At 48.1% G+C, this 14723-nt stretch carries 9 protein-coding genes and 1 riboswitch; of the genes, 2 read left to right on the top strand and 7 right to left on the bottom strand.

What is annotated here, in order from left to right; genetic code table 11:
- Together BT105_RS12225 and BT105_RS14865 are read right to left on the bottom strand one after the other, a co-directional pair.
- The gene (locus tag BT105_RS12225; protein ID WP_072301002.1) at positions 1-480 is read right to left on the bottom strand and encodes an RNA polymerase sigma factor; all 480 of its coding nucleotides are present in this window, start codon (positions 478-480) and stop codon (positions 1-3) included.
- A 192-nt stretch (positions 481-672) separates the two neighbouring features.
- Positions 673-4914 (bottom strand): glycoside hydrolase family 11 protein, encoded by a 4242-nt coding sequence (locus BT105_RS14865; RefSeq protein WP_072301001.1) that lies wholly within the window; start codon positions 4912-4914, stop codon positions 673-675.
- A gap of 545 nt (positions 4915-5459) precedes the next feature.
- Here BT105_RS14865 and BT105_RS12215 point away from each other — a divergent pair.
- Positions 5460-7370, top strand: coding sequence for a GGDEF domain-containing protein (locus BT105_RS12215; protein ID WP_072301000.1), 1911 nt, complete (start codon positions 5460-5462; stop codon positions 7368-7370).
- A 56-nt stretch (positions 7371-7426) separates the two neighbouring features.
- Here the strand turns inward: BT105_RS12215 and BT105_RS12210 are convergent, their stop codons facing one another.
- From BT105_RS12210 to queA, 5 genes are all read right to left on the bottom strand, one after another.
- Positions 7427-7828 (bottom strand): PaaI family thioesterase, encoded by a 402-nt coding sequence (locus tag BT105_RS12210; protein WP_072300999.1) that lies wholly within the window; start codon positions 7826-7828, stop codon positions 7427-7429.
- A gap of 89 nt (positions 7829-7917) precedes the next feature.
- A complete protein-coding gene (locus BT105_RS12205; RefSeq protein WP_072300998.1) occupies positions 7918-10302 on the bottom strand; it encodes a hypothetical protein in 2385 nt (794 codons plus the stop codon).
- 28 nt (positions 10303-10330) lie between these two features.
- On the bottom strand, positions 10331-11461 hold the full coding sequence (gene tgt / locus BT105_RS12200) for a tRNA guanosine(34) transglycosylase Tgt (RefSeq protein ID WP_072300997.1): 1131 nt from the start codon (positions 11459-11461) through the stop codon (positions 10331-10333).
- 190 nt (positions 11462-11651) lie between these two features.
- Positions 11652-12029, bottom strand: coding sequence for a hypothetical protein (locus BT105_RS12195; protein ID WP_242940129.1), 378 nt, complete (start codon positions 12027-12029; stop codon positions 11652-11654).
- A 23-nt stretch (positions 12030-12052) separates the two neighbouring features.
- Positions 12053-13084, bottom strand: a complete 1032-nt coding sequence (gene queA / locus BT105_RS12190; protein WP_072300996.1) for a tRNA preQ1(34) S-adenosylmethionine ribosyltransferase-isomerase QueA — start codon at positions 13082-13084, stop codon at positions 12053-12055.
- A 220-nt stretch (positions 13085-13304) separates the two neighbouring features.
- Positions 13305-13477, top strand: a riboswitch (Lysine riboswitch).
- 101 nt (positions 13478-13578) lie between these two features.
- Between queA and asd the strand changes: the two genes are divergently transcribed.
- Positions 13579-14658 carry an aspartate-semialdehyde dehydrogenase gene (gene asd, locus BT105_RS12185; RefSeq protein WP_072300995.1) on the top strand — a complete coding sequence of 360 codons (1080 nt, stop codon included), beginning with the start codon at positions 13579-13581 and terminating at the stop codon, positions 14656-14658.
- Positions 14659-14723 lie beyond the last annotated feature (65 nt).

Here is a 14723-nt window from a genome sequence, read left to right as displayed (position 1 = left end):
TTACATATACTCCTTTCTGTATTTTTCCTTCAGCAGCTTGCGCCCTCTTGACAGGCGCATTTTAGCTGCGGAAAGACTTATTCCCATGATATCCGAAATCTCGTCGAGTTTGTACTGGTCTATATAAAAGAGCATGAGCGGTGTTTTGTACTTTTCGGGGAGCTCCATAAGAGCGTCAAGTATTCCGCTTTCCTCTTTTTCTATAGCATAACCGTTGAGAAGTTCCTCACTCTCGGTTTTGTGTCTTGTTCGATATCTCAGCATATCACGGCATTTATTTGTGGCTACAGTGATAAGCCATGCTTTTTCATGCTCGCCGTCGCTAAAATCGGGAGACTTCTGTACATATTTTATAAATGTCTCCTGCACAGCGTCCTCTGCGTCGGCAGTGTTTCTCAGAGAAAGCAGGCATATCCTGTACAGCATATCGCCGTATCTCTCGACCGCCTCGCGAGCGCAGCCGCATTTTTGCATCTTCATCAGCTCCTTTCACTATACACACGCATGGGAGTATAATATGGTCACAAAATATTATATCATTTTTCTATAAAAATGAAAAGACAGTCGATTTGCACCGACTGCCTTTCAGGGGATATTAAAATTTGGAGAAATCTTAATTAAGTGTGCCGACCGCCGATTCTGCGATCGGCACATTGTTATTTAGCTTAGCGATTAAGCACGTGTGTGAACCTGACCGCCTGCAAGTGTCTTGCCGTGTGCCTTAGCCATATCAGAGATGTTTACGTTCTGGTAACCATTCTGTGCGAGCCAAGGAAGAACCTGCTCCATAGCTGCTGCTGTTGTAGCGTAGTTCTCGTGGCAGAGTACGATAGCGCCTTCAAGTGAGCCGTTCTGCGCAGCCTGCTTGATTGTATTTACGATATCGTTTGTGGAAGCGTTGTTCCAGTCCTTAGTATCGATTGCACAGCTGATAAGCGGTACATCGTAGAGTGCAGACTGAACTGTTCCGTTGCTCTCGAGGTAAGGAAGTCTCATAAGCTTTGAAGGATCAGTGCCGATGATGCTCTTGAGCTTGCTGTTGCACTGCTCCCACTCACTTCTGATCTGCTGTGAACCCATCTGACCGAGGTGTGGGTGAGTCTGAGTGTGGTTAGCAACTTCCATGCCCTTTGAATACTCATACTTGATCTGCTCATTTGTCTTGATCCAGCTTCCTACGTTGAAGAAAGTAGCTGTCATGTTATTCTCAGCAAGAGCGTTGATGATTCTGTATCCGGGATCGCTTGTTGACTGAGCGCTTGCACCGTCATCGAATGAGATAGCGCAGAGCTTCTTGCCAGCCTGTACCTGTGTACCTGTCTGTCCTGTCTGACCTGTCTGTCCTGTCTGTCCTGTCTGACCTGTCTGGCTGCTTCCGCCGCCTGATACGTCGATTGAAAGCTTAGAAACGTTAGCCTTACCGCTGCTCTCCCAACCTTCTACGTTGAGTGCAACTTCTGTGAGGTTACCGATATTCCAGCCAGCGTTTGCCCATGCCTTGAAGTGATCTGATACTGTGATAGTACCTGATGTTCTCTTAGACTTACGAACGCTGAAGTACTGCTTGAAGTTACGTGACTGGTTGTCAAGGATTGTAGGACCATAGTGGTCGAGTGTGAAGATCTCGTACTGAGCACCGTCGATAGTAACTGTCTTGCTGCCGCCCTGTGGCTGTGGACACCAGTTTACCCAGTCCTCAATGATATAGTACTCTACGAGCGGATCTGTCATCCAGCCGTATACGCAAAGTCTTGAGTTACCCTGTGAGCTTGCTGAGTAGTCAGCAGCATAATCCAGAGTGATCTTACCTACATCTGTAGCCTTCTTTGTACGGTCGAAGTCCATACCGCGGCGAGCGAGGAAGTTACCCTTGGAAACCTGAGCACTCCACTCTGTGTTGAATGTACCGCCGCTGCCAAGTGTCATTGAACCGCTTCCGCCTGTCTGATCAAGCCAGATCTCATAGCTGTAGCCATCGCTGTCGCCCTTGAACTGGTTCTGACCATTCTTAACGCTGTATGTCTTGCCGCTAAGCTGCTGTGTAGGAGCCTTAGTTGTTGTAGCCTTAGTAGTTGTAGGCTTAGCTGTTGTAGTTTCAACCTTCTTTGTTGTTGTAGCAGGAGCTGTTACTGTCTTGATATTGTCTGAATAGCTCTCAGGGAGCTTGGAGAGTGTACCAAGAAGGAACTTCTGGATAGCGAGAGCATCGTTTGCTGTAACGCCGTTACCTGCTTCATTTACGTCTGCATTGAGGAGAGCTGTATCCTTGAGCGCATACTTATTCGGGTTAGCAAGTGACTGCATGATAAGTACAACGTCGCCCATATCTACAGTGCCGTCTGCGTTTGCGTCGCCCCACTTGGAAACCTTAGAATTAAGAACTTCCTTGAGGTCAACCGGCTTAGCAGGCTCTGCTGTTGTAGTTGTTACATTAACAGGCTTTGTTGTTGTAGGCTGAGTTGTTGTAACTACTTCCTCCTCATATGAAGGAGGTGCAATTGTCTTTGTAAGACCGATGATGTCATTATAGAAATCCTTAGGCTGATAATTGCTGAATGGAAGTGGTGAACCACCGTTCTCGCTCTTTCTCCAGCTTCTCTCATCGGTTGTACCCCAGAGAGTTACGCAGGAGATGTTCTTAGCGTGCTTCATAGCAACTTCAAATATCTGCTTGTAAAGCTGGCCCTGATTGCTCTGATTTCTTGTGATATCGAGCTCAGTGATCTGAACATCAAGACCGAGTGACTCGAACTGCTTGATAGCTGTCTCGAACTCGCTTGCTGAAGGATAGCTTGCTGCAAGGTGAGCCTGCATACCGATACCATCGATATAGTCGCCTTCCTTCATTACGTTCTTAGCCATATTAACGAGGTCGTTTGTCTTCTTGGACATATACTCGTTATAATCGTTGAGGTAAAGCTTTGTCTCAGAAGGTGCATACTGTCTTGCATACTTGAATGCGTTAACTACGAAGTCATAGTTGCCTGCGCCGTATACGTCCTTCCACTTTGAGAAGTTTCTCATTCCGCCGCCGTCGTTCTCAAAGAGCTCGTTACAAACGTCGTATGAGTGAACCTGAAGCTTAGGATAATTGGACTTGAGCTGTGAGAATGTATTCTTGATCATGCTCTCAAGTCTCTTGTTCATTCTGTCCTTGGAAACGTAGCTGCCGTTCTCCTTGAAGAGCATTTCAGGAGTCTGGCTGTACCATACGAACGTATGACCACGAACACCGATTCCGTTCTGCTCAGCGAACTTGAGGATAGCGTCAGCAGACTGGAGGCTGATATTTACGTTATCGCCATTTACGCCCTTAACGATTGAATCAGGCTTCATTTCGTTCTCACAGGTGATAGAGTTGTAGTTCTTCTTGATGAACTGCTGAGCCTGTGAGTTGCCGATCTCGTAACCGCTTACGGAAGTACCGAGACGGAAGTATGGTCCCATGTAATCCTTGAAGCCGTTGCCGCCCTGCTCATATTTATAATCAAGGTTCTGGTGCTTGCGAACACCTGTGTAGTTGCTTGAAGAACCGGTTGAGCCTGTTGAACCTGTGCTGCCAGTGCTGCCTGTTGAGCCTGTGCTGCCTGTTGAGCTGTCAACCTTGCCCTGACCTGTTACAACTGAGGACTTCTTGCCTTTTTCAGAAACCTGAACTGCGTCTACATAGAAGTCGAAGAGGTCACCTGAGCTCTCAGGAGTCTCAATGTAAAGGATCATATCGCCTGAGTTTGCAGGGATTGTAAACTCTGTATTCTCAAGCTTTGTCCACTCGCCGCTCTTTGTGCTTGCTTCAGCAATCTGTGTATAAGAAGCGCCGTTGCCGTCGCCCTGCTGGAGTGACATCTGGATAGTAGCCGGGCTGCCTGACTTCTGGAGTACAGCAGCACTGAAGCTGTATGTGTTGCCAGCTACGAATGCGCCTGAATCGAGTGGGATAGCACAGCCGTTCCACTCATTCTCTCTGCCTGATACAAAGAGTGACTTGCTGCCGTCATAGTAATTGGAAGAATCTGTAGTAACAGAAGCGCTTCCTCTGCCTGACCAGTCGCCTGCGCCGCTCTCGAAAGTATTTGTGAAGTAATTGCCGTTAGAGTCAGCCTTTACAGTCTGAGTTGGAGTAGTTCCTGTTGAGCCAGTTGAACCAGTCTGTCCTGTCTGGCCATTTGGAAGTCCGTTCTCATAAACAGCGATCTTCTTTACGTTAGCAGAACCGTTTGAACGGTAGCCTTCAATATTAAGAGAAACCTCGTACAGTGTACCACTCATATCGAGACCTGCCTTTGACCAAGCGTCAAAGTGCTTGCCTACGTGGATAGTACCCTGCATATAGTTTGTAGTGTTATTTCTTGAACCGCTTGTCTGACGGATGCTCCAGTACTGAGGGAATGTAGCAGTACCGTCAAGAGATGGCTGGTTGTAACGCATTGTCTTAGCAATGTCGTATGTGTTTCCGTCGAGAGTTACAGTACCCTTTCTCTCAGCCTGATCTCCGGGTGGACGCCAGTCGCCCCAGCCTTCTACGATGTAGTACTCCATAAGAGGATTTCTTGTCCAGCCGTATACACACATATACGAATTTCCTCTTGGTGTGTACTCAACATCATAAGTAAGAGTGATATCAGAACCTATCTGATTGTATCTCTGCTTTTTGCTGTCGTAGTTTTTGCCCATACGAGCCAGGAAGTTCTCGATTCCGCTCCATGAGCAGGTGAATGAGCCAGCGCCGGGCTGCATGGAAACCTGACCGGTATAGTTCTGGTTCCACATCTCATAGTCGAATCCGCCGATGTTGCCTCTCTGCTGCTGATCAGCACCGTGAACAACTGCTGCGGGGATCGAAGGTACACTTGAAGCGACCATCATAGCTGTTAAGCTTGCACTGACGATCTTCTTGAATGCGCCTTTTTTCATGTTGATCATTCCTCACTTTCTAAAATTGATAAAACCTAAAAAATGATTTTTCCCTTTTCTCGCTAAGTCAAAGCGTTGAGACACTATTCTGTCTCACGTCCCTCCTTTTCCTCAGCTTCTGTTATCATTTTATTACATTTCTGTGAACTATTCAAGTCAATTCTTGCTAAGAATTTTTTGCCTTGCTCATTTTTTGCTTTTTTTGTACATTTTCGGTCACGTAATGACGTGATTTTTAGACACTATTGTTTTTTAGCTATTTATCGGCATTATCTAATGTTCAAAGTGTGCTTTCCGGTGTCACTTTTATGCCACATTATTATTATAATATAACCATTATAATTGGTTGGTATCATCATACCCTGTTTAAACTCGCTGTAAATCAGCTTTATGCACAAACAATGTGGTAATTTCATGTCACTTCCTACAAAAATTTTGGCGCACACAGGATTTTAACATAATAGACTTTATTTTTGTAACAAAAGTGCTATAATATTAATAAATAGATTTTTACACATTTATTTCAGGATAAAAGAGGGGATATCATGGATAAAAACAAAACTAAAAAAATAGTTGTTGTGGTCTCGGGACTCGATGAAGAATACCAGCACAATGTTTTCAAGGGCATCAGCACCTACGCCTACAGCCACAACATGAATGTCTCCTATGTTGCAGGCTTCGGCGGCATGGTCGGCAGTGCCACATTCGACATCGGCGAGAGCAGTATATACGACCTTATCGATTATACCAGATTTGACGGCGCTGTCCTTATGACCAACACCTTCGGCGACACTGAAATGCGAAACAGTATTTTCCGAAAGGTCCTCGCCGCAAATATCCCTGCTGTTGTTTTCGAGAACCACGAATGCTCGGATTTCTATGATATAAGCATAGACAACTTCGGCGTCATGAAAAAGCTGGTCAACCATATTATCAGGGACCACGGCGCCAAGGTAATCAATTACGTTTCGGGACCTCTTGGCAACCCCGACGGAAAATCCCGTTATGACGCCTTTGTCAGCGCTATGGAGGAAAACGGTCTCACCACTGACCGGAAGCGCGTATTCTACGGCGATTTCAAGAGCTATGACGGCAAAATGGCTGTGGACGCCTTTGTGGAATCGGGACTCCCCCTCCCCGACGCGTTCATATGCGCAAACGACAGTATGGCTCTCACGGTAGCTTCGTCACTGGAAAAGCTCGGATACAAGATACCCGACGACATAATCGTAACAGGCTTTGACAATACATTCAGCGCACGTAATTCCAGCCCTGCTATCACATCTGTAAAATGTCCCCTTTATGATGTGGGATATAAATCTGTGGAGATACTCTCCAATGTCATCGACGGTATCCCTCAGCCAAAGAGCACTATCCTCGACGCCGAGCCAGCTCTCAGCGAAAGCTGCGGCTGCAAATGCTCCGGCACAGACGAGCTGGTGGAGTACAAGAAAGTCACCTACCGCAAATCCGAGGATACAAACAACAACATCCACATGATAAACCGCCTTACGGCAGGTCTTGCAGAAGCTTTCACTCCAGAGCAGTACTTTGATGTTATAAATGACCTTATCGGCGAGCTTGAATGTGAGAAGTTCACTCTCTGTCTCAGCGAGGACTGGCAGGACGATTACACCTCCGACAGTGCTTCGGAGACCTCAGGATATTTCTCGGAATGTATGAGCGCTCCGCTTATCTGGGACAAGGGCGAACGCAGACAGGTAGAATGTTTCCACAGCAACGAAATGTTCCCCGAAGGCTTCGAGGAACGCGGCTGCGTGAACTACTTCCTGCCCCTGCATTACAGCGACCGCTGTCTCGGCTATTACATATTCACAAACAGCGAATTCCCGACCTACAGTCTCCTCTGCCATACGCTGACCATGATACTCAGCAACTCGCTGGAAAATATCCGAAAGCTCTTCCACCTCAACAAGGTAAACGCCGAGCTGAAGCGTCTGTACGTCATCGATCCGCTGTGCAATATCTATAACAGGAACGGTTTCTATAACCATGCAGACGATATATTCAACAAGTGTGTTGCCGAGGGCAGGCAGATAATGATTAGCTTCATCGACATGGACGGTCTGAAGTACATCAACGACAACTACGGTCACAATGAGGGTGACTTCGCTATACAGCGCCTTGCAAATACTATCAGCAGCTGCTGCGGTCAGGGCTGTATCTGCGCGCGCTTCGGCGGCGACGAGTTCGTATATTTCGATCCAAACGCCAATAACAGCGCTGCGGATTCTCTCAGCAGAAAGATAAACAAGTCACTCGAAAGCCTCAATAAACTGATACAGAAGCCCTATGACATCTCTGCGAGTATCGGCAGCGTCATTACTGTGGCTCAGAAAGATGATACCCTGTTCAGCGTCATAAAAATGGCTGACGACAAAATGTACGAGGTCAAAAAGAAGAAAAAGGCCGCAAGAAAATCCGAAAAAGTATAAAAAAGCCATGAAGCGAAAGCTTCATGGCTTTTTTGCTAACGTCTAAGGGCTGTAAATCAAACCTTGCGGAAACCCACGCACTGAACGGCTGCTATAGGATTGCCGAGCTCGTCCTTTATTTCGACATTGTAGCAGCAGATAGTCCTGCCGTCCTTGATAAGCTTGGCCTCGGCGATTATGCGCTCGGTCTTGGGGACACCAATAAAAGAAGCGTCAACATTAAGTCCCACAACACCCGGCTGCTGCCAGTTTGAAGCAACGGCAAAGGCAAAATCAGCAAGGGTGAAGTAAACTCCGCCCATTACACCGCCCATGGCATTTTTGTGGTGCTCGTTGATAACGAGACTGCATTTGGAGTAGTGGTCGTCTATTTCGTCAATAACCGCACCTGTCTCTGTAGCATATCTGTCACCGCGGAATATTTCGCGTACCTTTTCCAGTTCTTCCTGTGAAACCATAATTTTTCTCCTTTTGTAATTGTATATTGAACCCACGAACGGGAGTCCCCTTAATCGGGCGGATAATATCCGCCACTACAAATGTTATATCAGTTCCAGAATGCGAATATGCGCTGTACGTCGTATGCCATTTCAGGATAGCTCAGGTCGTATGCGTCAAAGCGGAACGCCTGATTGAACGCCTGTACTCCTCCCACTAACAGAGCCCACATCGCTGCAAACCACATGAAACCGAATACCAGCTCCTTTTTGGTCTTGTCCGTAAGTCTGCCATAGAGGAAGAACATTATCGCAAATGCTCCTAAAAGCGACTGCCATGCGAAATCCACCATATAACGGACTGCATAGCCGCTCTCCCATACAGAAGCGATTATGCCGAATGGTATCAGCAGGCAGGGTACTCCGATGTAAAACGCCATAAGGAGCTTCTTTCTCCTGCCGCGGAGCTGCCCGAGAGCCTTGAATGACAGCAGATACGCGAACATAGGCAGTGCAATGAAGAACAGTCCCGAGGTATTGCGCGTCGAGGGCAGGTCTGCATAAAAGAAGCCGCCTGCGTTGAGGAACTGGAATTCCGTGCTGATATTCGGGTATGCCATGGAGAATACCGGCGGATTGAACATATAATTATATATCGGCACAAGTGAAAGTCTGCTGTGGAACTGGGTTTTGGTAAAATCGTTGATAGTCAGCGAGTACTGTATGCCGAACTCGAATACCGAGCCGAAACGGTCATAGTTGTACCACATCTGCACTGCTCCGATACAGACCATAGGCAGCAGCGCACAAAGGATATAGCGGAACTTCCGCGAGCTGTCCTCGGGCTTTTTGCCCTTTTTGACTGCGCCTGCCGCTCTTGAAGCTGCAAGGAGCATGAATGCGCCTGCGGTAATGCAGTAAAGCACCAGAGTAGGTCTGCACAGAACCGCTACGGCAAAAAGCAGCGACGATACGGCTGTGCGGGAAAGTATCGGCTTCTCCGTACCGATTATGTTGGCTGACAGCATGAAATATACCGCCCATGTCAGCGTCGCAAAGCCTGCCGACATAGCTATCTCATAGAACTCAGGTCTGCCTATGCTGAACCATATACCGCTTGCCACCTGTAGTATTATAAGTCCCGCTATGGCTATGCCCGTGGGTGTTTTCGGGAAGAGCTTCTTCAGGAACTCCCTGTAAAGCTTGGTAAGACCGATAATGCCTATGAGCGCGAACAGTAGCACCGCCATCGAATCAGGGAAATAATACCCCGTCAGCTTGTGATACGGCAGGAAAAGCAGCACAACAGGCGCTATGCCGTAGTAGCTGTAGTACTCGCCGTCAAAATAAACGTGGTCCCACTCATACTCCAAATTAGCTTTGTCACGGGCGTCGCCTGTATACGGAGTCGGGAACTCATTCAGCTCATCACTTGGCTTTTTCAGCAGGCTCGTACTGCCGTTTTCAAAGGCTTCCACCAGTTCCTCAGTCATCTGATTGCCCTTAGGACGCTTCATTATGTCGGTTATGGAGTAGTTGTCAAGCTTTACGAATGTCACAACAACTGCGGCGATACAGGCGATATCCGTTATAAATACTGCCGCCAAACGGAAAATGCGCTTGTTTTTGGTGATACTCTGCTGCATGGTCTTGCTGCTGCGCATGAGATGCCAGAAAACTATGCCGAATACTATAAGCGCCAGCCTCGCCCATGATACGCTCATGGGTATCTGCTGATTCAAGCCTATGCCCTTTATGGAGACTGCTCCGCTGTTAAAGGGAGATACAGCCACTTTAAGCTTGCTGACGTCTCCCGAGAGATGGAGCTGTATGTACTGTGAATGAGGTCTTTTTATAACAGGTCTGCCCTCTGCGATCGCAGGTCTGTAGTCTACGGCACAGGTCTCGTCCATAGCGTCCACAGACACCACAGCCGCCTTGGTACGGGTATCGAAATCAAGGTCAACGTAAACGTCCGCCACCTCGAAATTTATATCCTCAAGAGTGAATACCGACGTTCTGTCGCCGCGTACATCAAGCTCTCCCGTATCTGCACGGAAATTGGTATCAGTACCGTCAGTACATTCCTCTGCGGAAAAGTAAACGCTGTTATAGCTGCCGAACCACATACGGAATGTAGGGGCATTGAACAGAGTAGTCTCCAGCACCGCTGCGATGAGGACTGCCTTTACGACACATACTGCCGAGTGATATCTGCGCTTCTTGTTCATGGTACAGACAAGAGCCGAAATGCCTGCCATAGAGCCGAGAACGGCGAATGCTCCCGAATAAGCTCCCATATTTATTATGTGGAGGAGCTCCGCAGCAGCTATGAAAGCAAGCACAAGAGCAGCACAGAGAGATACCCTGCGAACTGCGGCAAGCCTTTTGCTCACAAGCTCACTGCCATTTATGTCGCTCTTTGTTTCATGCAAAAAGACAGCGGTCACAGCGACAGAGACCGCAAACATTAAAATAAAAAGAAAAGTTTCCATAATATCTCCGTTTTTCAGAGCAGAGCTCTTATATTCTTGTTGCGAGAAGCTGCGAGTATTTGCCGCGGAACTGTTCAAATCTGTCCTCGTCAATGGCTTCTCTTATCTTCTCGGTAAGAGTATTGTAGAAATACAGGTTGTGCTGTACGGCAAGTCTGCCTGCAAGCTGCTCATTCGCCTTGAAAAGATGTCTTATATAGGCACGGCTGAAATTGCGGCAGGTAGGACAGTCGCACTGCTCGTCCACAGGTCGGGGATCTGTCTCATAGCACTTGTTGCCAAGGTGCATTATGCCGCTCCATGTGAACACTGTTGCATGACGGGCGTTACGGCTGGGCATTACGCAGTCGAACATATCCACTCCCCTTGCAACGGCTTCGATGATATTCGATGGAGTTCCCACGCCCATGAGGTAACGGGGCTTGTATACGGGCATATAAGGCTCTACCACGTCGATTATGCGGTACATCTCCTCGGTAGCCTCGCCTACGGCAAGTCCGCCGATAGCGTAGCCGTCAAGGTCAAGCTTGGCTATGTCCTCCATGTGCTTTATGCGCAGGTCGTCAAATGTGGAGCCCTGATTGATGCCGAAGAGCATCTGGTGCTTGTTTATGGTATCGGGCAGGCTGTTCAGGCGAGCCATTTCCTCCTGACAGCGTATGAGCCAGCGCGTCGTGCGCTCTATGGAAGCCGCTACGTACTTGTACGGGGACGGGTTCTCGATACATTCGTCGAACGCCATAGCGATAGTCGAACCCAGATTCGACTGTATCTGCATACTCTCCTCAGGTCCCATGAAAATGCGGCGTCCGTCGATATGGGAGGCGAAGTAAACGCCCTCCTCTTTAATCTTGCGGAGCTGTGCCAGCGAGAACACCTGAAATCCGCCGCTATCGGTGAGGATAGGCTTGTCCCAGTTCATGAACTTGTGGAGTCCGCCCATTTGCTTCACCACATGGTCGCCGGGGCGCAGGTGCAGATGATAGGTATTGCAGAGCTCAACCTGTGTTTTAAGCCCTTTAAGGTCAACGGAGGATATACCGCCCTTGATAGCGGCGGCTGTACCCACGTTCATGAAGCAGGGCGTCTGAAAGGTACCGTGAACTGTCTCGAAAGTACCTCGTCTTGCTTTATTGTCGGTCTTTAAAAGTGTGAACATAGTCGCTCCTCTTAATTTTTTATATCATTATATTATATAAAACGCAAAGTTCAGAGTTGAGAGTGGAGAGTTGAGAGTTAATCTATTTACAGCACTCACACTATTTAGATCCTGTCGCCGCAGGCGAAACCATAACTTTCAACTCTTAACTCTGAACTCTCAACCGATCAAAAATCAGCTTTGCTGATTTTTAATCGAGATCAAACTCCTTGCCTGAATCGGGAGTCCTGTCCTCACGGCGTCCGTAGAAGCCGAGGAGCTCTCCCTTTGTATTCCTGATGGCAAGTATGTACATATCCATATTATGCTTCTCGTCGTGCAGTGCGAACACCTTGTTGTTCTTTTTGTCCTCCTTGAACCACTCCACGCTCATGACTACCTTGCTCATCTGCTCATCGTTCATTACCGTCGAAAGAAGCCTGCCTGTAAGCGGCGATACAGGTGCATAGTAGTTTTCTGCCGCAGGATTCTCGTATATCACCCTGTAATCGAGATTGCAAAGGACTATAGGTCCTTCCTCGGAATCGATTATTCCCTTGAAAAAATCATAAAGTTCCATTTCTGCCATTTCTTACTCCTCAAATCAAATATTTATAGTATGCACATACTGTCGCCGAAGCTGAAAAAACGGTAGCGCTCGGCAACAGCCGTCTTGTATGCGTTCATAGTGTTGTCGTAGCCCATAAATGCCGAAACAAGCATGATGAGCGTACTTTCGGGAAGATGGAAGTTTGTGATAAGTCCATCTATGCACTTGAACTCATAGGACGGGTAAATGAATATGTCTGTGTAGCCCTCGTGCTCGGAGATATCCCCGTAAAAAGTGGCTACGCTCTCTAAAGTTCGGCAGGTCGTCGTACCAACGGCGATAACTCGTCCGCCGTTTTTCTTTGTCTCATTTATCAGGTCAGCAGTCTCCTTGGGGAGATAATAATGCTCGCTGTGCATTTTGTGGTCAAGGACGTTGTCCTCCTTGACGGGGCGGAATGTGCCAAGTCCTACATGAAGCGTCACAAATGCGGTCTTTATGCCCCTTGCGCGGAGGTCGTCCAGCATTTCGGGAGTGAAATGCAGACCTGCCGTAGGTGCCGCCGCAGAGCCCAGCTCCTTGGAATATACCGTCTGATAGCGCTCACGGTTCTCCAGCTTTTCCTTTATGTACGGAGGGAGCGGCATCTGTCCCACGTCCTCGAGAGCCGTGAAGAAGTTGCCCTCGCACTCAAACTGAACTATACGGTTGCCGTCGTCCTTTACCTCGACTACCTCGGCTACAAGCCTGCCGCCGCCGAATGAGAAGCGTGTTCCCACCTTGGCTTTTTTGCCCGGACGGCAGATTATCTCCCAGCGCTTGTCACCTTTCTGCTCCAGCAGCAGGAACTCGATAAAGGTCTGGTTGCCTATCTTTTCGCCGTAGAGCCTTGCAGGGATAACTCGGGAGTCGTTCATTACCAGCAAATCACCCTCTTTGAGGTGTTCGCATAAATTATAGAAGTGGTCGTGAGTTATAGCTCCCGTTTTGCGGTCAACGCACATCATTCGGGAGGCGTTTCGAGGCTCTATGGGAGTCTGAGCGATGAGCTCCTCAGGAAGCTCATAGTAAAAATCGGATTTAAGAAGTTCCATTCGGGTTAATATCTCCTTCGATTCAGCTATTAGACGTCAGATTGTAGGGGGCGATGCCTACATCGCCCCGCAAAATTATTTGCGTATTTTACGGGCTGATGTGGGCATCAGCCCCTACAGAGGAACGCCGAGGGCGGCGTTCCCTACTAATTTCTAATTGCTAATTACTCAAAAATTTTCAAGAATGTATTGACAATAGCTGATTTAAGTGCTATTATAGTTACAAGGTAGAGGCGCGGCTGCGAATAGTACCTGTGCACGGGACCACCTGTCCTATGGTGTTCAGCGAAAGGCAATGCCGCCGAAGAGCTGTCTTTGGTAAATTCAGCTCTGGCTGCACACTCAACAGGTTTGCAGCTGTCATCATGCTTTTGATGGAGAGCTATCGGCATATTTCGTTTTGATATGTCAACATTTCTATTATAACGCATGATGAGCCGGTTTGCAACCGGTTTTTGTTATTTTATGGAAAATTTTTTCAAGGAGAGGTAAGTATGAAACAGTACAACGTAGGTATTATAGGCGCAACGGGCATGGTAGGACAGAGATTTGCAACTCTGCTGGAGAACCACCCGTGGTTCAATGTCAAGGTCCTTGCAGCTTCACCAAGAAGCGCAGGTCAGACATATGAGCAGGCAGCAGGCAGCCGCTGGAAGATGGCTGTTCCTATGCCCGCAGCTATGAAGGACATGGTCCTCATGGACGCAACAAACGATATTGAGAAGATAGCAGGCATGGTAGATTTCTGCTTCTGTGCCGTTGATATGAAGAAGGACGAGATAAAGGCTCTCGAAGAGGCTTACGCTAAGGCTGAGTGCCCTATCGTTTCCAACAACTCCGCACACAGATTCACACCTGATGTTCCTATGGTAGTGCCTGAGATAAACCCCGAGCACATCGAGATAATCAAGGCTCAGCGTGAGCGTCTCGGCACAAAGAGAGGTTTTATCGCTGTCAAGTCTAACTGCTCTATCCAGAGCTACGTTCCTGCACTTCACCCACTGAGAAAGTTCGGTCTGAAGAACGTTCTGGCTTGTACTTATCAGGCAATCTCAGGCGCAGGCAAGAACTTCGAAACATGGCCTGAAATGGTGGATAACCTTATCCCATACATCGGCGGCGAAGAAGAGAAGTCCGAGCAGGAGCCTCTCAAGGTCTGGGGCGAGATCAAGGGCAACGAGATCGTAAAGGCTACAGCTCCCAACATCACAACACAGTGCCTCCGTGTTCCTGTTTCAGACGGACACACAGCTGCTGTATTCGTAACATTCGAGAATAAGCCTTCAAAGGAAGAGATACTCAAGCTCTGGGCTGATTTCAAGGGCGTTCCTCAGGAACTCCAGCTCCCAAGCGCTCCAAAGCAGTTCATTCACTACTTCGAGGAGAATGACCGTCCGCAGGCTAAGCTGGACAGAAACCTCGAGGGCGGCATGGCTGTTTCTACAGGACGTCTCCGCGAGGATACACAGTACGATTACAAGTTCGTATGCCTTTCACACAATACTCTCAGAGGTGCAGCAGGCGGCGGTGTGCTTCTTGCTGAACTCCTTGCAGCAAAGGGCTATTTTGATTAAGTGGGGAGCCCCCGCAGGCTTCCACATTGACGCTCGTAAACTCGCTGACTATTGATATATATATC

It is taken from the genome of Ruminococcus flavefaciens, from assembly GCF_900119075.1.
Classification (GTDB): Bacteria; Bacillota; Clostridia; order Oscillospirales; family Ruminococcaceae; genus Ruminococcus; species Ruminococcus flavefaciens_Q.
The sequence above is the reverse complement of the archived record's forward strand: the minus strand, read 5'-3'. Positions and strand labels throughout refer to the sequence as shown.

What these genes read in the sequence shown, in the direction of transcription:
- asd (WP_072300995.1), top strand. Translation starts at nt 13,579, where the DNA reads ATGAAACAGTACAACGTAGGTATTATAGGCGCAACGGGCATGGTAGGA.
- BT105_RS12210 (WP_072300999.1), bottom strand. Translation starts at nt 7,828, where the DNA reads ATGGTTTCACAGGAAGAACTGGAAAAGGTACGCGAAATATTCCGCGGT.
- BT105_RS12195 (WP_242940129.1), bottom strand. Translation starts at nt 12,029, where the DNA reads ATGGCAGAAATGGAACTTTATGATTTTTTCAAGGGAATAATCGATTCC.
- tgt (WP_072300997.1), bottom strand. Translation starts at nt 11,461, where the DNA reads ATGTTCACACTTTTAAAGACCGACAATAAAGCAAGACGAGGTACTTTC.
- queA (WP_072300996.1), bottom strand. Translation starts at nt 13,084, where the DNA reads ATGGAACTTCTTAAATCCGATTTTTACTATGAGCTTCCTGAGGAGCTC.
- BT105_RS12215 (WP_072301000.1), top strand. Translation starts at nt 5,460, where the DNA reads ATGGATAAAAACAAAACTAAAAAAATAGTTGTTGTGGTCTCGGGACTC.
- BT105_RS12205 (WP_072300998.1), bottom strand. Translation starts at nt 10,302, where the DNA reads ATGGAAACTTTTCTTTTTATTTTAATGTTTGCGGTCTCTGTCGCTGTG.
- BT105_RS14865 (WP_072301001.1), bottom strand. Translation starts at nt 4,914, where the DNA reads ATGAAAAAAGGCGCATTCAAGAAGATCGTCAGTGCAAGCTTAACAGCT.
- BT105_RS12225 (WP_072301002.1), bottom strand. Translation starts at nt 480, where the DNA reads ATGAAGATGCAAAAATGCGGCTGCGCTCGCGAGGCGGTCGAGAGATAC.